The sequence below is a fragment of the Aeromonas enteropelogenes genome (genome assembly GCF_020097295.1).
GTDB lineage: Bacteria > Pseudomonadota > Gammaproteobacteria > Enterobacterales > Aeromonadaceae > Aeromonas > Aeromonas enteropelogenes.
Genome location: NZ_CP083625.1, coordinates 1,073,686 through 1,093,842, shown reverse-complemented (window position 1 = coordinate 1,093,842; position 20,157 = coordinate 1,073,686). Strand labels below are relative to the sequence as shown.

Annotated in this window: 19 protein-coding genes; 12 read left to right on the top strand and 7 right to left on the bottom strand. The window is 63.8% G+C overall.

All coding sequences use genetic code 11. The annotated features are described in order from the left end of the window. The first annotated feature begins 4 nt into the window (after nucleotides 1–4). Nucleotides 5–1,012, top strand: a complete 1,008-nt coding sequence (locus LA321_RS05120) for an ABC transporter ATP-binding protein (RefSeq protein ID WP_042070964.1) — start codon at nucleotides 5–7, stop codon at nucleotides 1,010–1,012. Nucleotides 1,013–1,051: 39 nt separating this feature from the next. Continuing rightward, entirely contained in the window at nucleotides 1,052–1,705 is a 654-nt protein-coding gene (locus tag LA321_RS05115; RefSeq protein WP_042070962.1) for an HAD family hydrolase, read from the top strand. Nucleotides 1,706–1,825: 120 nt separating this feature from the next. Here the strand turns inward: LA321_RS05115 and LA321_RS05110 are convergent, their stop codons facing one another. Next, nucleotides 1,826–3,427, bottom strand: a complete 1,602-nt coding sequence (locus tag LA321_RS05110; RefSeq protein WP_042070961.1) for a sensor domain-containing diguanylate cyclase — start codon at nucleotides 3,425–3,427, stop codon at nucleotides 1,826–1,828. Between the two features lie 83 nt (nucleotides 3,428–3,510). Between LA321_RS05110 and LA321_RS05105 the strand changes: the two genes are divergently transcribed. After that, the gene (locus LA321_RS05105; RefSeq protein ID WP_042070959.1) at nucleotides 3,511–3,930 is read left to right on the top strand and encodes a DUF2214 family protein; all 420 of its coding nucleotides are present in this window, start codon (nucleotides 3,511–3,513) and stop codon (nucleotides 3,928–3,930) included. 92 nt (nucleotides 3,931–4,022) lie between these two features. Beyond that, on the top strand, nucleotides 4,023–4,925 hold the full coding sequence (locus LA321_RS05100; protein WP_042070956.1) for a DMT family transporter: 903 nt from the start codon (nucleotides 4,023–4,025) through the stop codon (nucleotides 4,923–4,925). An 81-nt stretch (nucleotides 4,926–5,006) separates the two neighbouring features. Here LA321_RS05100 and LA321_RS05095 read toward each other — a convergent pair whose 3' ends face one another. Both LA321_RS05095 and LA321_RS05090 read right to left on the bottom strand, forming a co-directional pair. Next, entirely contained in the window at nucleotides 5,007–6,275 is a 1,269-nt protein-coding gene (locus tag LA321_RS05095) for an O-acetylhomoserine aminocarboxypropyltransferase/cysteine synthase family protein (protein WP_042070955.1), read from the bottom strand. A 106-nt stretch (nucleotides 6,276–6,381) separates the two neighbouring features. Next, nucleotides 6,382–6,558, bottom strand: coding sequence for a hypothetical protein (locus LA321_RS05090; RefSeq protein WP_156130297.1), 177 nt, complete (start codon nucleotides 6,556–6,558; stop codon nucleotides 6,382–6,384). Nucleotides 6,559–6,658: 100 nt separating this feature from the next. Between LA321_RS05090 and sgrR the strand changes: the two genes are divergently transcribed. The 4 genes from sgrR to LA321_RS05070 all read left to right on the top strand — a co-directional run bounded on the left by sgrR (nucleotide 6,659) and on the right by LA321_RS05070 (nucleotide 12,028). After that, entirely contained in the window at nucleotides 6,659–8,371 is a 1,713-nt protein-coding gene (sgrR, locus tag LA321_RS05085; RefSeq protein WP_042070953.1) for an HTH-type transcriptional regulator SgrR, read from the top strand. A gap of 147 nt (nucleotides 8,372–8,518) precedes the next feature. Next, a complete protein-coding gene (katG, locus tag LA321_RS05080) occupies nucleotides 8,519–10,696 on the top strand; it encodes a catalase/peroxidase HPI (RefSeq protein ID WP_042070951.1) in 2,178 nt (725 codons plus the stop codon). A gap of 190 nt (nucleotides 10,697–10,886) precedes the next feature. Next, nucleotides 10,887–11,282: an acyl-CoA thioesterase gene (locus tag LA321_RS05075; protein WP_026457237.1), complete on the top strand. Its 396-nt coding sequence runs from the start codon at nucleotides 10,887–10,889 to the stop codon at nucleotides 11,280–11,282. 32 nt (nucleotides 11,283–11,314) lie between these two features. After that, on the top strand, nucleotides 11,315–12,028 hold the full coding sequence (locus LA321_RS05070; protein ID WP_042070949.1) for a hypothetical protein: 714 nt from the start codon (nucleotides 11,315–11,317) through the stop codon (nucleotides 12,026–12,028). Between the two features lie 51 nt (nucleotides 12,029–12,079). Here the strand turns inward: LA321_RS05070 and tyrS are convergent, their stop codons facing one another. Continuing rightward, a complete protein-coding gene (gene tyrS / locus LA321_RS05065) occupies nucleotides 12,080–13,348 on the bottom strand; it encodes a tyrosine--tRNA ligase (RefSeq protein ID WP_042070947.1) in 1,269 nt (422 codons plus the stop codon). Nucleotides 13,349–13,498: 150 nt separating this feature from the next. On the opposite strand from tyrS, the gene LA321_RS05060 reads away from it, so the two are divergent. Beyond that, nucleotides 13,499–14,338 carry a helix-turn-helix transcriptional regulator gene (locus tag LA321_RS05060; protein ID WP_042070945.1) on the top strand — a complete coding sequence of 280 codons (840 nt, stop codon included), beginning with the start codon at nucleotides 13,499–13,501 and terminating at the stop codon, nucleotides 14,336–14,338. Nucleotides 14,339–14,347: 9 nt separating this feature from the next. Here LA321_RS05060 and LA321_RS05055 read toward each other — a convergent pair whose 3' ends face one another. Further along, a complete protein-coding gene (locus tag LA321_RS05055; RefSeq protein WP_042070943.1) occupies nucleotides 14,348–15,124 on the bottom strand; it encodes a substrate-binding periplasmic protein in 777 nt (258 codons plus the stop codon). A 149-nt stretch (nucleotides 15,125–15,273) separates the two neighbouring features. Next, nucleotides 15,274–16,347, bottom strand: coding sequence for a hypothetical protein (locus LA321_RS05050; protein ID WP_042070941.1), 1,074 nt, complete (start codon nucleotides 16,345–16,347; stop codon nucleotides 15,274–15,276). A 222-nt stretch (nucleotides 16,348–16,569) separates the two neighbouring features. Between LA321_RS05050 and LA321_RS05045 the strand changes: the two genes are divergently transcribed. Beyond that, on the top strand, nucleotides 16,570–16,887 hold the full coding sequence (locus LA321_RS05045) for a DUF1496 domain-containing protein (protein ID WP_042070939.1): 318 nt from the start codon (nucleotides 16,570–16,572) through the stop codon (nucleotides 16,885–16,887). 294 nt (nucleotides 16,888–17,181) lie between these two features. On the opposite strand, the gene LA321_RS05040 is transcribed toward LA321_RS05045, so the two are convergent. After that, on the bottom strand, nucleotides 17,182–18,627 hold the full coding sequence (locus LA321_RS05040) for a catalase (RefSeq protein ID WP_042070937.1): 1,446 nt from the start codon (nucleotides 18,625–18,627) through the stop codon (nucleotides 17,182–17,184). 161 nt (nucleotides 18,628–18,788) lie between these two features. On the opposite strand from LA321_RS05040, the gene LA321_RS05035 reads away from it, so the two are divergent. Together LA321_RS05035 and LA321_RS05030 are read left to right on the top strand one after the other, a co-directional pair. Next, the gene (locus tag LA321_RS05035; protein WP_042071016.1) at nucleotides 18,789–19,280 is read left to right on the top strand and encodes a GNAT family N-acetyltransferase; all 492 of its coding nucleotides are present in this window, start codon (nucleotides 18,789–18,791) and stop codon (nucleotides 19,278–19,280) included. Continuing rightward, nucleotides 19,281–20,144 (top strand): AraC family transcriptional regulator, encoded by an 864-nt coding sequence (locus LA321_RS05030; RefSeq protein ID WP_042070935.1) that lies wholly within the window; start codon nucleotides 19,281–19,283, stop codon nucleotides 20,142–20,144. Nucleotides 20,145–20,157 lie beyond the last annotated feature (13 nt).

Genomic DNA, 20,157 nt, shown 5'->3' with positions numbered 1-20,157 from the left:
CAAGATGTTCCATCTAGAAGTGAATCAACTGCACAAATCCTACGGCGACACCAAAGTGTTCGAGGGGATCGAATTCGGCATCCGCAAGGGGGAGCTGGTGACCCTGCTCGGCCCCTCCGGCTGCGGCAAGTCCACCCTGCTGCGGGCGCTGGCCGGGCTCACCCCGGTGGATGGCGGCCAGGTGCGGGTGGCCGGTGAGGACATTACCTGGCAGGAACCCCAGAAGCGGGGCATCGGCATGGTGTTCCAGAGCTATGCCCTGTTTCCCAACATGACGGTGCGGGACAACGTCGCCTTCGGCCTCAAGATGAAGCCCCAGCCGGGACGGGATCTGGCCGCCAGCGTGCAGGAGGCGCTGGCGCTGGTGGAGCTGACCGGCTTCGAGCGCCGCTATCCGGCCGAGCTTTCCGGTGGCCAGCGCCAGCGGGTGGCCCTGGCCCGGGCCCTGGTGGTGCAGCCGCGGATCCTGCTGCTGGACGAGCCGCTCTCGGCGCTGGATGCCCGCATCCGCCGCAGCCTGCGCCAGCAGATCCGCGAGATCCAGCAGCGCCTCGAGCTCACCACCATCTTCGTCACCCACGATCAGGAGGAGGCGCTCACCATGTCGGACCGGATCTTCCTGATGAACAAGGGATCCATCGTCCAGAGCGGCACGCCGGAAGAGATCTACACCCGCCCCGCCGATGTCTTCGTGGCAGGCTTTATCGGCAACTACAACCTGCTCGATGGCGAGCAGGCCAAGGCCCTGTTCGGCCAGCACTGCCGTGGCAAGCTGGCGCTGCGACCGGAGTCCCTCTCCCTGCTGCCGGCCGGCGCCCGCAGCGACGAGCCGCACCTGCCGGGGGTTATCAGCGGGCAGCAGTTGCTCGGCAACGTGATCCGCTATCAGGTGAGCTGCGCGGCGGGCCTGCTGACGGTGGATTGCCTCAACCGCTCGGCCCGGGATCTGCTGCCGGTGGGTAGTGCCGTGACCCTGGCGGTGGCCCGGGATCAACTCTGTGAGGTAGCATGACGCCCCATTACATTTCCATTTTCACTGCGAGGAGCACCCATGGCACTGGCACTGTTTGATCTGGACGAGACCCTGATTGCGGGGGATTCCGCCAGCCTCTGGCTGGAGTACATGGTGACCGAAGAGCTCGCGCCAGCCGGCATGATCGCCGAGGAGCAGGCGATGATGTCCCTCTACCATCAGGGCAAGATGGACATGCACCAGTACATGGCCTTCACCCTGCAGCCGCTGGCAGGCAAGTCGCGCCAATGGCTCGACCCGCTCTGTGCCCGCTTTGCCGAGCAGGTGCTGCGCGAGCGCATCTACCCTGAGGGGGTGGAGCGCATCGAGTGGCACCGCAAGCGGGGCGACGAGCTGGTGCTCATCTCCGCCTCCGGCGAGCACCTGGTGGCCCCCATGGCGCAGATGCTGGGGATGGATCACTGCGTGGCCATCCTGCTGGATGAAGAGGCCGGCATGCTGACCGGCCAGACCCGCGGCACCCTCAGTTTTCGCGAGGGCAAGGTGGCCCGCATCAACCAGCTGTTTGCCGCAAGCGCCGACCCCTGGCGGGAGAGCCACGGCTACAGCGACTCCCACAACGATCTGCCCCTGCTGTGGGCGGTAGACCACCCCCATGCGGTCAACCCGGCGCCGGCCCTGCGCCAGCTGGCAGATGAGCTGGGCTGGCCGACGCTGGCGTGGCAGCGGTGACGCTGGCCCCCCGAATGCAACACGAGAGGCCTGCGGGCCTCTCGTTTTTTTACGGACGTTTTGGCTGCCACTGTGGGCTGGCGTGCTTGGCAGCCAGATGCTGAAAAACCAGTGCGGGGATCAGCCGTCGCCGGTCGGTGAGGGGGCGGAATGGTCGGCTGACGCCAGAGGAAAGCAGACCCGGTTTTTCCCCTCCCGCTTGGCGCGGTAGACCTCGTTGTCGGCCTGCTCGACCAGAGCCCTGGCCGATACGCCGGTGTGGCTGATGGCCACCCCGGCGCTGAGGGTGATGCGCAGCTCGGGCTCGCGCCACTCCAGCAGCTCCACCCCGTGGCGAAAGGCTTCCAGCAGGGAGGCAAACACGTCAGTGTGTTCATCGAGGCGGAAGATAAGCACCAGCTCTTCGCCGCCATAGCGGCAGAACCAGCCCCATTCATGGAACAGGCTCAAGCCCAGCTTGCTGACCCGCCGGAGCACCACGTCACCTGTCTGGTGGCCATAGGTGTCGTTGACCCGCTTGAAATCGTCCAGATCGAACATTACCAGTCCGATTTGCTTGCCGGCATCGAGCTGCTGCTGCAGGCATTCGTCGAAGAAGCGCCGGTTGTAGAGGGTGGTCAGCTTGTCCTGATTGGCCTGGCGGCGGATCTGGGCAAAGTCCTGGCTGGCGGCCGCCATCTCCTCGTAGACGTTGGCGAGCTCCAGCATCCTGCTGTTGCTCTGGGGGCTGATATTGCCGATGCGGCTGGCCCTGATCAGCAGGGTGATCTCCCCCAGCATGCGGCGAAAGTAACGTGACCAGAGCAGGGCCAGCAGCAGATAGAGCACGAAGGCGAATCCGATCATCAGTTGTACGTTGATGGAGACGCTGTTGGTGACCTGTTGCATATGGGCGGTCGGCGCCACGCTGAGCAGGATCCAGTTCAGTCTGGGGATATGGTGGTAGGCCACCATGAGGTCGCTCGTTTCATCGAGGAAGAAGCCCTGCGGGGCCGACATGCGAACCTGCCAGCCGATCTGGGGCAGGGGTTTGAACACCAGGTTGCGGTCCGGGTGCGCCAGCACAACGCCGTCCTGGTTGAGCAGGATCTGGTAGCCCTCTTCCTGATGATCCAACCGATCCCGTTTGTTTAGCCAGTTGGCGAGGGGGGTGAGCTGGGTATCGAGGGAGAGAACGCCGACCCGCTTGCCCGCCGGATCCTGGATGGTTCTGGCCAGCGCCATAGTCAGGGTGCCCATGGTGTAGTCGTAGTAGGGATCAGTCCAGACCAGCTGATCGGGATGGCGGGAGGCCAGCTGGTACCAGGGACGGGTTCTAGGATCGAACTGGTCATCCGCCTGCCAGGACGGGTAGATCAGCATCTGGCGCTGCTCCGTGCCCACATAGATGTAATCCAGCTCCATCACTGCCTGATAGGCACGCCATGACTGCAGGTAGCGTGCGCGGTTGTGGATCTGCGGCTCGCTGAAATCCTGATAATTTACCTGCTGATAAATCAGCGTAAACTGGCGTTCAAGTTCTTCGAGATAGGGTTCGATCAGGGTATGCAGGTACTGGGTGTTGCGGGCCATCAGGTTGTTCTCCTGCTCCTGGCGCAGGGTGCGCTCCATGTGCAGGTAGTAGATGCTGCCGAGCAACAGGACGGGAATGAAAAGCAGCAGCAGGCCAAGCCGCATTCGGGCAATCAAAGACCAGGTGCTCCTGGGCTTGGCTGGGGACATGACGCTATCCTTTTCGTCTCGGGTGACTCCAGCATATATGATGGCGCAGCGCACGTCTAAAGGCGGAAAATGAGAAACTTGCAATGCTGACACACCCTCTGATCCCGGTCATCCATGATGGTGCCATCGGAACCCTGATCCTGGCCCTGGCCATCGAATACCTGATCTTTCGCCGGGGTCTGACCATGGTGCGTGTGCGCCGGCTGCTGCTGGTGGACGGGATCGCCGCCCTGGCGCTGTTCAGCCTCTTCGTCACCGGTTGTCTGCTGGTGTTGGCGCAGGCCCGTACCATGGAACAGCTTCTTGCCCACCCCGAATATCTCGCCAAAGCGGCGCTGTTTCTACTGATCGTCGCCACCCTCGACTACCCCAGCCGCCTCTTCTATCGCTGGCGGCGCTCCCTGCGCAGTGGCAAGGCGCCGATGATCTCCACCCAGCAGCACTTCCGGGTGATCTGGATCCTCAGAAGTAACCTGTTGCTGGTGGCCCTGCTGGTCCTGTGAATAAAACCTGCTTTCCTTGCAGACAAGGGACGGGGGAGGCGGGTATCTTGGACAGGATATTCCGTAAGACGCCGATTTAAGGATGAATCGTCATGCGTTCCAATCTGATGTTGCTGATGGCCGCCACCATCTGGGGCATGGGCTTCGTTGCCCAGCGTCTGGGGATGGACCATATGGGGCCATATACCTTCAATGGCCTGCGTTTCCTGCTCGGCGCTTTCTCTCTGTTACCCCTGCTGTGGTGGCTCAAGGCCAGGCAGCCGACCGTCACTCAGGGCTCACATCGGCAACTGCTGGTGGGCGGCATGCTGGCCGGGCTGGTGCTGTTCTGTGCCGCTTCCCTGCAACAGGTGGGACTGCTCTATACCACGGCTGCCAAGGCGGGCTTCATCACAGGGCTCTACATCATACTGGTCCCCGTGCTGGGTCTGCTGCTCCATCACAAGACGGGGGCCAACACCTGGGTAGGGGCCCTGATCGCGGTGGCCGGCCTCTATGTGCTGAGCGTGACCGATGACTTCACCATCGGCTTTGGTGATCTGCTGCAGGTGATCGGCGCCTTGTTCTGGGCCATTCATCTGCTGGTGCTGGATCACTACGCCAGACGCGTCGCCCCCATCCGGCTGGCCGGGGTGCAGTTCGTGGTCTGCGGCCTGCTCAGTCTTGTCACCGCATTTGTTATCGAGACGCCGACTCTGGGCGGAGCCCTGGCCGGTTGGCAGGCGCTGCTCTATGCCGGGGTGGTATCGGTCGGTGTGGGGTACACCTTGCAGGTGCTGGGGCAGCGTGGCGCCCACCCGGCCCACGCCGCCATCATCCTCAGTCTGGAGACTGTGTTCGCCGCCGTGGGGGGCGTGCTGCTGCTTGGCGAGACCCTGGACGAGCGCGCCGTCGCCGGTTGTTCCCTGATGCTGGCGGGCATGCTGGTCTCCCAGATCCGGCTGCGCTGGTGGTGGAAATCCCGCCGCGACAAGGTGCCGGCTGACAGCCGCTGACACGGATCGGCCAGAGAGACGAAGGCCCCGCTTGGCGGGGCCTTCTCTTTGCTGCCGGTTGAGGGGGGCTACGGGGGGCGATCAGGCCTCCAGCGCCTGATCCAGATCCGCCAGTATGTCCTCGATTGCCTCGATCCCCACCGACAGGCGGATCATCTCAGGTTTGACCCCGGCCTTGGCCTGCTCCTCTTCGCTCAGCTGGCGATGGGTGGTGGAGGCGGGGTGACAGGCCAGCGACTTGGCGTCGCCGATGTTGACCAGCCGCTTGAAGATCTTCAGTGCATCGTAGAAGCGCACACCCGCCTCGTAGCCCTCTTTCAGGCCAAACGAGAGGATGGCCGAGGGGCGGCCGGCCATGTACTTCTCCGCCAGCAGGTAGTGGGGGTGACCCGGCAGACCGGCGTAGCTGACCCAGGCCACCTTGGGGTGATGCTTGAGGTGGTGGGCGACCTGCAGGGCGTTGTCCACGTGGCGCTCCATGCGCAGGCTCAGGGTCTCCAGCCCCTGCAGCAGCAGGAAGGCGTTCATGGGGGCGAGCGCCGCGCCGGTATTGCGCAGTGGCACTGTGCGTACCCGCCCGATGAAGGCGGCCGGGCCAAAGGCCTCGGTATAGACCACCCCGTGGTAGGAGGGCTCGGGTTGGGTGAGCTGGGGGAAGCGGTCGGCGTGATCCGCCCAGGGGAACTTGCCCGAGTCGACCACCACACCGCCCAGCGAGTTGCCGTGGCCGCCGACGTATTTGGTGAGGCTGTGGACGACGATGTCGGCACCGTGCTCGATGGGTTTGCACAAGACCGGGGTGGCGACCGTGTTGTCGACGATGAGCGGCACGCCGCGGGCGTGGGCCACCCTGGCCAGCTCTGCTATGTCCACTATGTTACCGGCCGGGTTGCCGATGCTCTCGCAGTAGACCGCCTTGGTTTTGTCATCGATGAGGGCGGCGATGGCCTCGGCGCTGTCATCCCTGGCGAAGCGCACCTCGACCCCGAAGCTTGGTAGCATGTGGGCAAACAGGGTGTAGGTACCGCCATAGAGCTGGGGCGTGGAGACGATGTTGTCGCCGGCGGCGGTCAGGGCCTGGATGGCGTAGGTGATGGCGGCGGAACCGGCCGAAACCACCAGCGCGGCTATGCCCCCCTCCAGCACGGCCATCCGCTGTTCCAGCACATCGTTGGTGGGATTCATGATGCGGGTGTAGATGTTGCCCGGCACCGCCAGGTTGAACAGATCCGCCCCGTGCTGGGCGCTCTCGAATTCGTAGGCCACCGTCTGGTAGATGGGCACGGCCACCGCCTTGGTGGTGGGGTCGTTGGCAAAGCCGTGGTGCAGGGCCAGGGTCGCATCTTTCATCACACACTCCTTGTTGGATGTCGCATTATGGATGGATAGACGTCCAATCTATCAGTCCCGTGGCCGATGTAAACAGGCAGATCACCCGTATCTATTCCCTGCCATGTCAGAGGCGGCGGCGATACTCCCTGTCGTCGATCTGGTTCATGTCCCACTGCATCAGGCGATTGAGCTGGCTCATGGGATCCTCGATAAACGGCAGCGGACGGGGCAGGATCCGCTTGAAGTAACGGCGCAGGTACTGCTGGATCCGGTTCGGTTTGGGGGGGATGACCTGGTTCATGATGGGGCTCCTGTGGGTTCTCTCTCATGTTCACCGGCAGTATTGAGCTAAAATGAGGAAGTAAAAACTGATGACTTATTGCAACAGGATTTCCTCTTTTATGCCGACCGGTCGCCTCTACCAGCAATTTCAACGACTCGCCCAGCAGCTTGGCTGCGATGAGCGGGAGATCAGCCTCGCCGAGCTGGCGGATCTGCTCTGCTGCACCCCGCGCAATGCCCGCCTGCTGCTGCGCCGGATGCAGGAACAGGGCTGGCTCAGCTGGTCGGCGGAGGCGGGCAGGGGACGGCGTTCCCGGCTCATCCTGCTCGACAGTCAGGAGAGCCTGACTCGCCGCCGGTTGCGGGATCTGCTCAGTCAGGGCCAACTCGCCCAGGCGGTGCGGCTGGCCGAGGATCGGCTGGATCTGCTCACCCCGCTGCTCATCGAACAGCTCGGTCAGGCCACCCGGGAGGGGCGCCAGATCCTGCGGGTGCCCTACTACCGGCCGCTGCCCCAGCTGCTGCCCACCGGCCCCATGCGCCGCTCCGAGGTGCACCTCAGTCGCCAGATCTTCAACGGCCTCACCCGGCGAAATGAGGAAAATGGGGAAATCGAGGGGGATCTGGCCCACCACTGGGAGTGCCTCGGCCCCTGCCACTGGCGCTTCTACCTGAGGCCGGCGGTGCGTTTTCACCACGGCCGCGAGCTGGCGGTGGAGGACGTGATGGAGAGCCTGCTCGCCTTGCGGGATCGCCCGCTGTTCGCCCATCTGGCGCGGCTGGAGAGCCCCTGGCCGCGCACCCTGGATCTGCACCTCGACAGCCCGGATCCCCTGCTGCCCCACCTGCTGGCCGAGCCGGTGGCCGTCATATTGCCGCGCGAGCTCAAGGGGGAGGCGGGGTTTGCCTTGCAGCCGGTGGGCACGGGTCCTTACAAGGTGGTTGCCAACGATCCCCTGCACCTGTGTCTGGAGGCGTTCGACGACTACTTCGGGTTGCGTGCCCTGCTCGACGAAATCGACATCTGGATGCTGCCCGAGCTGGCGGAGCGGCTGGAGAGCCACCTGCAACTGGGGCGTGACAGCCCGGAGCTGGGCACCATGCGCGGTGAGTCCGAGCTCGAGTCCGGCTGCTACTTCCTGTTGCAGGACGACAGATCCGGCTCCCTGCAGGATCCTGCCCTGCGCCAGTGGCTGGCCCAGCTGCTCAACCCCATCGCCCTGATGGCCCGGGTCGCCCCCGAACTGCAACGGGGCTGGACCAGTGCGCTGGGACTTCTGCCCCACTGGCGCGAGGCACAGCCCTCGCCTCTGCCCGCACCGTCGCAGCGACCGACGCGGCTGGTGCTGGCCTGTTTCAACCAGCATCTGGAGTTCAACGAGTGCGCCGCGGCCATGGCCAGCCTGCTGGCCGAGCAGGGCATCGAACTCGAGGTGCGTACCCTGGATTACGGCCGCTGGGTGAGCGGGGCAGATGAAGACGTGGATCTCTGGCTTGGCACCCTCAACCTGGAGCATGAACATGCCTTCGCCCCCTACGCCTGGCTGCAGGGCACGCCGCTGCTGCGCAGGGTATGGGCCGGCCAGCAGGGCTTGTGGCAGGGGCTGACTCAGTGGCGTACCCGCGGCGAGGAGCCAGGCCCGCGCGCCCTGCTGGCCGAGGTGCAACGCCAGGGCTGGTTCGTGCCGCTGTTTCACCACTGGCTGGAGCTGGAGAGCCGGGTCGGGGTGCACGGGGTTCGGATGACGGCGCTCGGCTGGTTCGATTTTCGCAGCGCCTGGCTGCGGCCCGAGCTGGCAGGGCCGCCGGAGGAGGAAAATCCTCGTCAGTAGCCAGCCCGTTGGCTGCTGACAGACGGAGTCGCACTATCGCTCTGCCTGCCCCGAAATGGAGAAAATCGGCTGTAGGCGCACAGAATATGCAATTTCCCTGTGCCATGCTGTTTCAGGTTATTGACCATAAAGTAAATGAGGACAGCGATGAGCAAACATCCAGCAAGTGCCCCCGGAAAATGCCCGGTCATGCACGGTGGCTCCACCTCGGTCGAGACCTCCGGCATGGCATGGTGGCCGAAGAGTCTTAACCTCGACATCCTCCATCAGCATGACAGCAAGACCAATCCCCTCGGGGCCGGTTTCAACTATCGGGAGGCCCTGAAGCAGCTCGACATGGCCGAGCTCAAACGGGACGTGACGGCCCTGATGACCGACAGCCAGGATTGGTGGCCCGCCGACTGGGGCCATTATGGCGGCCTGATGATCCGCATGGCCTGGCACTCAGCCGGTACCTATCGCATCGCAGACGGTCGTGGCGGTGGCGGCACCGGCAACCAGCGCTTTGCCCCGCTCAACTCCTGGCCTGACAACGCCAACCTCGACAAGGCCCGGCGCCTGCTGTGGCCCATCAAGAAAAAATACGGCAACAAGATCAGCTGGGCCGATCTGATGATCCTGGCGGGCACCGTGGCCTATGAGTCCATGGGGCTCAAGACCTTCGGTTTCGCCTTCGGCCGCGAGGATATCTGGCATCCGGAAAAAGACATCTACTGGGGCTCCGAGCGGGAGTGGCTGGCGCCGAGCAGCAAGCCGGGCGGTCGCTACTCCGGCGAGCGGGATCTGGAAAACCCGCTGGCGGCGGTGATGATGGGGCTCATCTACGTTAACCCGGAAGGGGTGGATGGTCAGCCTGATCCGCTGAAAACTGCACAGGATATGCGGGTCACCTTCGCCCGCATGGCCATGAACGACGAGGAGACAGTGGCCCTGACCGCCGGTGGCCACACCGTTGGCAAGGCCCATGGCAACGGGGATGCCAAACGCCTCGGCCCAGAGCCTGAAGGGGCCGCCCTTGAGGAGCAGGGACTGGGCTGGATGAACCACAGCAGTCGCGGTATCGGTCGCGATACGGTGACCAGCGGCATCGAAGGGGCCTGGACCACCCACCCGACCAAGTGGGACAACGGCTACTTCGAACTCCTGTTCAAGTACGACTGGTGGCTGCAAAAATCCCCGGCCGGCGCCCATCAATGGGAGCCCATCAACATCGCCGAAGAGGACATGCCGGTGGATGTGGAGGACCCCTCGATCCGCTGCAAGCCGATGATGACGGATGCCGACATGGCGCTGAAGTTCGATCCCGAATATCGCAAGATAGCCGAGCGTTTCCGCGCTGATCCGGCCGCCTTCTCCGACGCCTTCGCCCGCGCCTGGTTCAAGCTGACCCACAGGGACATGGGGCCGAAGAGCCGTTATGTGGGGCCCTATGTGCCGGCCGAGGATCTGATTTGGCAGGATCCGGTACCAGCCGGTCGCAGCGACTATGACGTGGCCGCGGTCAAGGCGAGGATCGCCGCCAGTGGTCTCACTATCGGCGAGCTGGTGACCACCGCCTGGGACAGTGCCCGCACCTTCCGCGGTTCCGACAAGCGGGGTGGGGCCAATGGCGCCCGCATCCGACTGGCACCGCAGAAGGATTGGCCGGGCAACGAACCGGAGCGGCTGGCCAAGGTGCTGGGCGTCTATGACAAGCTGGCCGCAGAATGCGGGGTGAGCGTCGCCGATCTGATCGTGCTCGGGGGCAATCTGGGCATAGAGCAGGCTGCCCAGGCGGCGGGGGTGACGGTGAACGTGCCTTTCTCGCCAGGCCGGGGCGATGCCAGTCAGGATCAGACTGACGTGGACTCCTTCGCCGTGCTGGAGCCCCTGGCCGACGGTTTCCGTAACTGGCTGAAGCAGGACTATGTGGTCACGCCGGAGGAGCTGTTGCTGGATCGCGCCCAGTTGATGGGGCTGACGGCCCATGAGATGACGGTGCTGGTGGGCGGGATGCGAGTGCTGGGCACCAACCATGGCGGCACCCAGCATGGGGTCTTCACCCACAGGGCGGGCGCCCTGACCACCGACTTCTTCGTCAACCTGACCGACATGGCCTACCAGTGGGTGCCGGCCGGCAACAACCTCTACGAGCTGCGGGAGCGCAGCAGCGGCCAGCTGAAGTGGACGGCCACCCGGGTGGATCTGGTGTTTGGCTCCAACTCGGTGTTGCGGGCCTACGCCGAGGTTTACGCCCAGGACGACAGCAAGGAGAAGTTCGTCTGTGACTTCGTCAGAGCCTGGAACAAGGTGATGAACGCGGATCGCTTCGATCTGCTGGACTGATCCCCCTGAAACCAAGCCCCGCATGGCCTGCCGTGCGGGGCTTTTGGGTGCCCGGCCGGCCAGGTTGCGACACGCCATGGCGGTGACGAGCGCCGCGGCATGTACCTGTCCTTTTGGGTCTCTCATCGGGTAACATCTTGATCCATCAATGATGGCGAGTCGCCAATCCCTGCTGACAAGGAGTCACCCCATGCTGGAAATGCAGATCCACCCCCGTTTTCAGGAGACAGATGCCCTCGGACACATCAACAATACGGTGCCGGCGGTCTGGTTCGAATCGGCGCGGGATCCCCTGTTCCGGATCTTCTCCCCCGAGCTGGACGTGCACAACTGGCACTTGATCATCGCGGGCTACACGGTGCAGTTCAAACGGGAGCTGTTCTACGGTCAGCCGGTTCTGATCAAAACCGGGGTGCGCCGCATCGGTTCAAGCTCCTTCACGCTCTGGCAGGAAGCCTGGCAGGGAGGCGAGCTGGCCGTCACCGCCGAGACGACCCTGATCCATTTCGATTACCAAACCCGCCAGTCCCTGCCCCTGAGCGAGACCCATCGCGAGGGGCTGCGCGCCTGGCTGATAGAGAGTTAACCCTGGCCTTGATGGCCAATGACAGGACACTTATGCGCAATACCGTGATCGCCCTGAGCCTCGGCCTGGGGCTGGGACTCTGTTCCCTTTCTACCGTGGCAAGCCCCCTTGAAGAGCAGTTCACTCTGATGGAGAAGGGGGCCGATAGTGCCCTCGATACCCGGCTGCTGAGTTACGACGGCGTCGACATCCAGGCCTGGATCGACGGTGCCCCCGTCATCATCGCCGTGCCCATCATGAACGAGCAGGGCAAGCAGGAGGGGGAGAGCCGTTACTACTTCAAGGGGGGCAAGCTGTTCGGCGTGAAGGAGCCTGCCGCCCGGTTCGGTTTCGATGACGGGGGCAAGCTGGTCCAGTGGCTGGACGAGAAGGGTCAGCCCGCCGAGTTCGTCAGCAAGATGAGCATGCAGCAGCGCGAGAGCTGGCTCACCAAACGGGCTGCCGAGCTGGCTGGGCTGTTCGCCCCCAGTCCTGCGGAGCGCAAGGCGGCCAGCGGCGGTGTCAAGCTCAAGGGGGCCGATCTTGCCCACTGGCTCTGCAGTGGCAAGCTGATGGCGCTGGCCGGGGGCGACAAGGTGATCTTCGAGCAGGATAAGCTCAAGGTCGGCGAGCAGGGGATCGCGGGGGAGGTCTCCCTGCGCCAGGAGAAGGGGTGGCAGGATCTTGGCCTCCAGTGCGAGGTACAGGGCACCCAGGTGACTCGCCTCACCTGGCGGCCGCTACCTGGGGCCAACAAGCCGCAATGAGAAAACAGCAAGGGGGCCATGTCGGCCCCCTTGTCGTATCAGTCAGTTGGCTCAATCCAGCCACTCCACCAGATGGTACTGCTTCTTGCCCCGGCGCAGCAGCAGGTAGCGGCCAAACAGGCGCTCGCCCCGGCCCAGCTGTTCATCCTGCCGGATTTCGCCGTTGAGGCTGATGGCTCCGGCCGCCAGCAGCTCGCGGGCGATGCGCTTCGAGCTGACCAGGCCGCAGGCCACCAGCAGGCTTACCAGGTCTGTCTCCCCCTCGATACGGCTGCTCGGCATGCCATCCTGCGCCAGCTGGGCCAGGTCGCTCTCCCCGAGGCTGGCCACGTCGCCACAAAACAGCAGCTCGCTGATGCGCCGCGCCGCCGCCAGCGCAGCCTTGCCGTGGACCAGTTCGGTCAGCTCGTCTGCCAGCACCTGCTGCGCCTGCTTGCGTCCCTGCCGTGTGGCATCCTCCGCCTCCAGCTCATCGATGGCTGCCAGGGGCAGGAAGCTGTAGTAGCGCAGGAAGCGGTAGACATCCTCGTCCGCGGTGCCAAGCCAGAACTGGTAGAAGGCGTAGGGAGAGGTGAGTGCCGGATCGAGCCAGACTGCCCCGCCCTCGGTCTTGCCGAACTTGGTACCATCGGCCTTGGTGATGAGGGGCAGGGTCATGCCGTAGACCTGGGCCTTATGGAGGCGGCGGGTGAGGTCCATGCCGCTGGTGATGTTGCCCCACTGATCGTTGCCGCCAATCTGCAGGGTGCAGCCGAGGCGCTGGTGCAGCACGGCAAAGTCCTGGGACTGCAGCAGGGCGTAGGAGAACTCGGTGAAGGAGATGCCCTGATCCGGGCGGGCCAGCCGCTGGCGCACCGATTCCCGCGCCAGCATGGCGTTGACCGAGAAGTGCTTGCCGATGTCACGCAGGAAGTCGAGGGCCGACATCTGCCCCATCCAGTCGGCATTGTTGACCAGCACGGGAGCTGCCAGTCCGTCGCTGGCCGGTAGCAAAGCCTTGATCTGGGCCGACAGGCTGGCCACCCAGCCCTGCACGGTGTCTGCACTGTTGAGGGTTCGTTCGGTTGCCTTGAAACTGGGATCGCCGATAAGGCCGGTGGCGCCGCCCACCAGGGCCACCGGGGTGTGGCCAGCCAGCTGGAAGCGACGCAGCATCAACAGCGGCACCAAGTGGCCGATATGCAGGCTGCCGGCGGTGGGATCGAACCCGCAATAGACGGTGCGCGGCTCGGCCAGGTGGGTGGCCAGCGCCTCCGGGTCGGAATTCTGGGCGATAAGCCCGCGCCGGGTCAGCTCGTCAAGCAGATGGGGTTTGATCATGGGTGCTCCAACAACAGGGGAAAAGCCCTTATCCTCACCGTTAGGGGGGCCTCGCCGCTATGTCCCCCAGGGGACAGTTTTGCCACTGGCGTGCTAGCATCACAGGGTGTGACGGGGTGCCCTCTTCCCCGCAGCGGGAGCGACAACACCATGACCGGCAGCCACTCATCCAGCACCAACCCATCGCTTATTCCCCACCTGACCGAGGTGGTTGAGGCCCTGCATGGCAGTGCCTTTCCGGCGGCCCTGGTGCGGCTCATTCGCCAGCAGGTGGCCTTCGATTGCGCGCTCTTGTTGGGAGTCGGCCAGCGCCCCGTTTACCTCTATGACAACCTGAACCATCAGCGGGCGCTGCTGTTTGATCGCTACCTCACCAGCCACTTCAGTCAGGATCCCTTTATGCAGGCGTTGAAGGCGGGCCTGGGGGCAGGGGTCTGGACCCTGGCCCAGGTGTCACAGGGCAGGCTGGATCCCGACTATCGTCAGCACTTCTACCAGGCTACCGGCTGGCAGGAGGAGGTGGGGCTTATCCTGCCGGTGCGCGAGGAGCTGACCCTGGTGCTGTTTCTGGGGCGCCTCGGCAAGCGCCAGAGCCTTGGGGCGGCAGAGCTGGCCAGGCTGGAGGAGCTGTTCCCCCTGGTTCACTCACTTTGCCGCCAGCACTGGCAGCAGGCACAACCGCGGCTGGCGGAGGAAACCGCCCTGCCGGACAGCGCCCTTATCAAGAGGGCGGTGGAGCAGGGGATGGCGAGCGTGGGAGGGGATCTGCTCACTCGCCGGGAGCGGCAGGTGGCCGGGTTATTGCTGCAGGGGCTGGATACCGACGCGATTGCCGCCGAGCTCGGGATTGGCAGTGGCACGGTGAAGAATCACCGCAAGCACCTTTATGGCAAGTTGCGCCTCGGTTCGCGTGCCGAGCTGTTCCATTTCTTCCTGAATCACCTGATCACTGCGCCACAGACTCCCGCCGGGGCGGGAGAGGGGGAGTAATGGTAGCGTTTATTTTATGCGCAGCAGAGGGGACTGGGATTTGGGCAGGGTGCTGGCCTGCTGATAACGGGCCAGCAACTGCTGGAACTCGTGGCTCTGGCGCACCTTGTCCAGTGCCTGCTGCAGGCGGGCGACCTGTCGTTTGTCGGCCAGCGGATTGAAGGCAAAGCAGTTGTCCTGCTCTTCCAGTATGGCGACAGTAACGAAGTCTTCGTTGGGAAAGCCCAGCTCCCTGACCTGATGGCGCAACATCACCTCGTTGCCCGCAACCAGATCGGTGCGTGCCATGATGAGCTGGCGCACCACCTGATCCATCCGCTCGACTGCCATCATGTTGCCCGGGGCCAGCCCCCGGTTTAGCAACAACTGCTCCCCTACATCGGCTTGCATGACGCCGATCCGCAGCGGGGCGAGATCCTCCCGGCTGGCGACTTTGGGGGCATTCTGTTTGCGGCCCATCAGGGAGACCCGTGAATTGCTGATGGGGCAGACCCAGAGAAAGTGGGGATCCCGCTCCCGGGTGCGCGCCGTACTGAACAACACGGCATCCGGTTGCTGGGTCAGCAGGTACCAGCCACGAGCCCAGGGCAGAAAGTGGATGGGCTGCTCCGGCTCACCCATCTCACGCCACATCAGGCGCAGCAGCTCGACGGCCATACCGATGGATTTGCCGTCCTTGTCTTGGCCATTGAGCGGCATGTTCTGCTCGGAATAGTAGATAAGCGCCGGCGCCGGAAGGGCAATCAGCAGAGAGAGCAAGGCGAGAGCCGCGAGCAGGTGGCGCATGGTGCACTCCTTCCATCGAGTGTGCCTGAGACTATCTAACAGTCTATGTGCCCTTTGCCATAACGTCACAAGCTGGTGGTGGATATCCTGCGTCACCGGGCCAATCCAATAGAGCGGAAAAAAACAGGCCACCTTGCGGTGGCCTGTTGTCATTTGAACAGAGCTTCCAGTTCGGCTTCGGCCTGGGTCCGAGCTTCGGTTTGCGCCTCGTCGCTCAGGGGGGCGGTCGCGCTGCTGACCGCTTTGGCCGCCTCCTGGCTGACGGTGGCTGCCGCGTTGCTGGTGGCTTGCTTGGCCTGGGTCGTCACCGCCTTGGTGGCCTCCTGGCTGACGGTGGCTGCCGCGCTGCTGGTGGCTTGCTTGGCCTGAGTCGTCACCGCTTTGGTGGCTTCCTGGCTGACGGTGGCTGCCGCGCTGCCGGTGACTTGTTTGGCTTGGGTCGTGACCGCTTTGGTGGCCTCCTGGCTGACGGTGGCTGCCGCGCTGCTGGTTGCCTGTTTGGCCTGGGTCGTCACTGCCTTGGTGGCCTCCTGGCTGATGCTGGCTGCCGCGCTGCCGGTGGCTTGTTTGGCCTGAGTCGTGACCGCCTTGGTGGCCGCCTGGCTGGTGGAGGTCGCCACGCTGTTGACGCTCTGCTTGGCGGTATCGGCGATGGTCTTACCAGCCTGCTGGCTCAGGGCGTCGGTGACGCTGCCTTGGGCCCCATTCGCGACGGTGCCGAGGATGGCATTGCTGCCCGCACCACTCAGGGTGGCGGCTGCCTGGGTGATGGGATTGTTCTGCCAGTCTTGCATTGCGCTCGGCCAGACGGGAGCCGTGGCCGCCAGATTCTCACCGAAGGTCTGGGTAGAGCCATCCCCTTTTTGCAGCAGCACGGACATCTGGTTGGTTTGCGAGTTCCACACCATGCCGGCCTGCTTGGCGATGTCCGGCACCGGGGCGTAGCGGGAGATCACGTAGAACAGGGGGCCCTCCTGCTGCAGCTCGTTGGCGGTCTTGAGCAGCTGCATGGTGGTGTCGTAGTTGGGGCCGAGGATGGCGGTCATCCGATCCTTGATCAGCGGTTGTTCGAACAGATTGACTTCATTGGGGTCGAAGCCGACCAGTGGCTTGAGCAGGGCCCACATTAGCTGGCTGGTGGGGCTCATCATCAACAGGGGGGCAACGCAGGCAGACAACATCAGGCTCAGGCAGGCCGCCTTGAGCAACGGCATGATACGCATCGGGATAATATCCAATAACGATTTGATAAATAAGGTTATATTTTGTCTTGAAACGACAAATTCACCGGGAATGTGCTGCTGGCCGCGAGATGCTGCCGGCGGGCGCTGGCAGGCTACCATATTGGTTCCGGAATACCAGCCAGTCGTCTATTTATCGGTCAAGTAAACCCGGGGAGTGGTCGCTTCCTGAAAAGAGCTTCCACAGAAAACAGGATGACCTTTATGAGATACCTCTTGCCCTGCCTGCTGGCGCTTCTCTGGCAGACCCCTGCGCAGGCCTCGTTGAAGACGACGGTCGTGGGTGATTCGGCCGCTACCGAGCTGGTGTTGCCGCTGAACGCCTTGTCGGAGCGTATCTGCTGGTACCAGGATCAGAAATATTCTCAGGGGGCGCGCATCCGGCAGGGAGATACCTGGCTGGAGTGCGGGCCGCAAAACGAGCTGGAGAGCAATGGCCCCCTGATCTGGCGCTCCCCGGTGGAGGCTAGTGCCGAGCCGGCGAGGGACAAAAACCGTCAGACAATTACCGTCGGCCAGTGAGCTTTTCTTGATCCAGCTAAAGACACAGACGTGATCCATATCGCATAATGCACCTCCTTTCATCTCATGGCTGGAACCTAAGAAATGGCTCGTCGCTCTTCCAATGCACAACGTCGTCGCAGTAGCTGGTGGTACAAACGCCTGTTGGCCAGAGAGCGGGAAGAACGGGAAGCACGTTCCGTCCGGGATTGATGCAGCATTGAAAAACGGAGCCTCGGCTCCGTTTTTTGTGCATGACAACTGGTTATGGTACGAACGGGGGCCCTCGGGCCCCCGTTTTTATTGGCAGACCGCTTAGCGCTGCAGGGCAGCCAGGGCCAGCTCGACCCGCTTGGCATATTCGGGGTCGGCCTGCTCGAAGTGCTTGAGCTGGGCCGCGACGATGGCGTCGTCCTCCACATTGACCAGGGAGCGGGCCAGGTTGGCGGCGAGCCGCGCGCGCTGCCCCTCATCCATCAGGCGGAACAGCGCCCCCGGCTGGCTGTAGTAGTCAGCGTCGTAGTCGCGAAAATCGTAGTGCAGCGCCGCTCCTTCCAGGCTCAGGGACGGCTCGTGCTGGCCGCTCGGGGTCTGGGTGCCGAAGCGGTTCGGCTGGTAGTTGGGGCTGGCGCCACCGTTGCCATCGCTGCGCATGGCGCCGTCACGGTGCGCGGTGTGGAACGGGCAGCGTGGGGCGTTGACCGGCAGCAGGCCGTGGTTGACCCCGAGGCGATAGCGTTGGGTATCGCCGTAGGAGAACAGCCGCCCCTGCAGCATGCGATCCGGCGAGAAGCCGATGCCGGGCACCACGTTGGCCGGGGTGAAGGCGGCCTGCTCCACGTGGGCGAAGTAGTTGTCCGGGTTCTGGTTGAGCTCCAGCACGCCGATCGGGATCAGCGGGTAGTCGCCGTGGGGCCACACCTTGGTGAGATCGAACGGGTGCACCTTGCTGGTGTGGGCCTCGGCCTCCGGCATCACCTGCACATAGACCTTCCAACGCGGGAAGTCGCCACGCTCGATGGCGTCGTAAAGGTCGGCCTGGCTGGTCTCCCGATCCTGGCCGACCACGGTGGCGGCCTCTTCATCGGTATAGAAGCTGTGACCCTGCTCGGTCTTGAAGTGGAACTTGACCCAGAAGCGCTCGTTGGCGTCGTTGATGAAGCTGAAGGTGTGGCTGCCGTAGCCGTTCATCTCGCGCAGGCTCTTGGGGATGCCGCGGTCGCTGAAGAGGATGGTGACCTGGTGCAGGGATTCCGGGTGACGGGACCAGAAGTCCCAGGCGGCGGTGGCGCTGCGCAGGTTGGTGCGCGGGTCGCGCTTCTGGGTGTGAATGAAGTCGGGGAATTTCAGCGGATCGCGGATGAAGAAGACCGGGGTGTTGTTGCCCACCAGATCCCAGTTGCCCTGCTCGGTGTAGAACTTGAGGGCAAAGCCGCGCACGTCGCGCTCGGCGTCGGCGGCACCCTTCTCGCCCGCCACGGTGGAGAAGCGCAGGAACACCGGCGTCTGCTTGCCGATGGCGTTGAACAGGTCGGCTTTGCTGAACGCGCTGATGTCGTGGGTCACGGTGAAGGTGCCGTAGGCGCCCGAGCCCTTGGCATGCACCACCCGCTCCGGGATGCGCTCGCGATCGAAATGGGCCAGTTTCTCCAGCAACCAGACATCCTGCAGCAGGACGGGGCCGCGTGGGCCGGCGGTGAGGCTGTTGTTGTTGTCGACGACGGGGGCGCCGTTGGCACTATGCAGGGTCTTGTCGGTCATGATGCTTCTCCTCGTTGATATGGGGTCCAGCCTACGGATCACAAGACAAAGGCGCCAATGGGCCTTTCCTCACCTTTTGATAGGCATTGCAAATGGGTGTGGCAGAGGGTGACCGGACCCTTGTGATGCTGCATGATGAAGCTTTCGAGAAGGAGCCTCAGATGCATATCACCATCCGCCATGCCGAACCGGCCGACGCCCCCGCCCTGCGGGATCTCTACGCCATGCCCAATGCCCAGGCGGGCACCCTGCAACTGCCCTATCCGACCCTGGGAGTCTGGCAGAAGCGGCTGGAGAGCGGCAGCGTGGTGGCGCTGGTAGCGGAGGTCGATGGCCTGCTGGTAGGGAATATTTCACTCCATATCGAGCCCAATCCCAGGCGCAAGCATGTTGCCTCTATCGGCATGGGGGTAAGGGATGATTGGGCCGGCAAGGGGGTAGGCTCGGCTCTGCTGGCGGCGGCGCTGGAGATGGCCGACAACTGGCTCAACCTGCGCCGCATCGAGCTCACCGTCTATACCGACAATCAGGCGGCGCAAACGCTCTATCGCAAGTTCGGTTTTGTGGAAGAGGGGCTGGCCCGTGGTTACGCCTTTCGCCAGGGCGAGTATGTGGATGCCCTCTACATGGCGCGGATCAGGGAGGCGGGCTGAGTGGTTGTCGACTATCGGGCCAGATTGCGGCCGGTGATCCGGGCGCTGGAGCAGGATCCCGACCTTTCCATCGAGGCGTTGGCGAGCCGCGCCTGCCTCTCCTTCTATCACTTCCACCGGGTGTTTACCGCCGTGGCTGGCGAGACGCCAGGGGAGATGTGCCGGCGCCTGCGCATGCAGCGGGCGGCCTGGCAGCTCTGTTACACCGACGCCAGCGTCACCGCCATTGCCCTCGGGGCGGGGCTTGCCAGCTCCCAGGCGTTTGCCAAGGCGTTTCGTCGCCACTACGGCTGCACTCCGGGGGAGTTTCGCCGCGACAAGCGCAAGAATGGACACCTGGAGAGCAAGGAGGGACACGCATGGGATGACCTGCTCCCTTATGCTGAAGGCCAGACATCAGCAAGGAGCAACACCATGAAAACTGTCGAGATGGATGCCCGTACCCTGGCCTATATCCGGGTGACCGGTCCCTATGGCGAAGGATATGACGCCGTCTGCGGCCGGCTGCACCAGTGGGCGGCCGTGCGTGGCCTGGAGGGCGGGGAGTGGATCTTCATCTACCACGACAACCCGGAGGTGACGCCGCCGGCCCAGTGCCGCACCGACATCGGCATCACGGTACCGGCCGAGGTGCGTGGCGAAGGGGAGGTAGAGACCCAGCTCATCCCCGCCGGACGCTATGCCCAGTCCCGCTACCTCATCACGGATCGCAGCCAGTATGGGCCGCGCTGGCAGGAACATATCGGCGACATAGTCGCGGCCGGGCTGGAGTTTGGTGACGGCCCCTGCTTCGAGCTCTACCACAGCGTGAGCAACGATCCGCTGCAGGATGACGTGAGCTTCTGCTCCAGCCTCAAGGGGTAAGCCACAGGGCTGA

What these genes read in the sequence shown, in the direction of transcription:
- LA321_RS05060 (WP_042070945.1), top strand. Translation starts at nt 13,499, where the DNA reads ATGACCGGCAGCCACTCATCCAGCACCAACCCATCGCTTATTCCCCAC.
- LA321_RS05090 (WP_156130297.1), bottom strand. Translation starts at nt 6,558, where the DNA reads ATGAACCAGGTCATCCCCCCCAAACCGAACCGGATCCAGCAGTACCTG.
- LA321_RS05075 (WP_026457237.1), top strand. Translation starts at nt 10,887, where the DNA reads ATGCTGGAAATGCAGATCCACCCCCGTTTTCAGGAGACAGATGCCCTC.
- sgrR (WP_042070953.1), top strand. Translation starts at nt 6,659, where the DNA reads ATGCCGACCGGTCGCCTCTACCAGCAATTTCAACGACTCGCCCAGCAG.
- LA321_RS05115 (WP_042070962.1), top strand. Translation starts at nt 1,052, where the DNA reads ATGGCACTGGCACTGTTTGATCTGGACGAGACCCTGATTGCGGGGGAT.
- LA321_RS05105 (WP_042070959.1), top strand. Translation starts at nt 3,511, where the DNA reads ATGCTGACACACCCTCTGATCCCGGTCATCCATGATGGTGCCATCGGA.
- LA321_RS05045 (WP_042070939.1), top strand. Translation starts at nt 16,570, where the DNA reads ATGAGATACCTCTTGCCCTGCCTGCTGGCGCTTCTCTGGCAGACCCCT.
- LA321_RS05120 (WP_042070964.1), top strand. Translation starts at nt 5, where the DNA reads ATGTTCCATCTAGAAGTGAATCAACTGCACAAATCCTACGGCGACACC.
- LA321_RS05050 (WP_042070941.1), bottom strand. Translation starts at nt 16,347, where the DNA reads ATGCGTATCATGCCGTTGCTCAAGGCGGCCTGCCTGAGCCTGATGTTG.
- LA321_RS05055 (WP_042070943.1), bottom strand. Translation starts at nt 15,124, where the DNA reads ATGCGCCACCTGCTCGCGGCTCTCGCCTTGCTCTCTCTGCTGATTGCC.
- LA321_RS05110 (WP_042070961.1), bottom strand. Translation starts at nt 3,427, where the DNA reads ATGTCCCCAGCCAAGCCCAGGAGCACCTGGTCTTTGATTGCCCGAATG.
- LA321_RS05040 (WP_042070937.1), bottom strand. Translation starts at nt 18,627, where the DNA reads ATGACCGACAAGACCCTGCATAGTGCCAACGGCGCCCCCGTCGTCGAC.
- tyrS (WP_042070947.1), bottom strand. Translation starts at nt 13,348, where the DNA reads ATGATCAAACCCCATCTGCTTGACGAGCTGACCCGGCGCGGGCTTATC.
- LA321_RS05100 (WP_042070956.1), top strand. Translation starts at nt 4,023, where the DNA reads ATGCGTTCCAATCTGATGTTGCTGATGGCCGCCACCATCTGGGGCATG.
- LA321_RS05070 (WP_042070949.1), top strand. Translation starts at nt 11,315, where the DNA reads ATGCGCAATACCGTGATCGCCCTGAGCCTCGGCCTGGGGCTGGGACTC.
- LA321_RS05095 (WP_042070955.1), bottom strand. Translation starts at nt 6,275, where the DNA reads ATGAAAGATGCGACCCTGGCCCTGCACCACGGCTTTGCCAACGACCCC.
- LA321_RS05035 (WP_042071016.1), top strand. Translation starts at nt 18,789, where the DNA reads ATGCATATCACCATCCGCCATGCCGAACCGGCCGACGCCCCCGCCCTG.
- katG (WP_042070951.1), top strand. Translation starts at nt 8,519, where the DNA reads ATGAGCAAACATCCAGCAAGTGCCCCCGGAAAATGCCCGGTCATGCAC.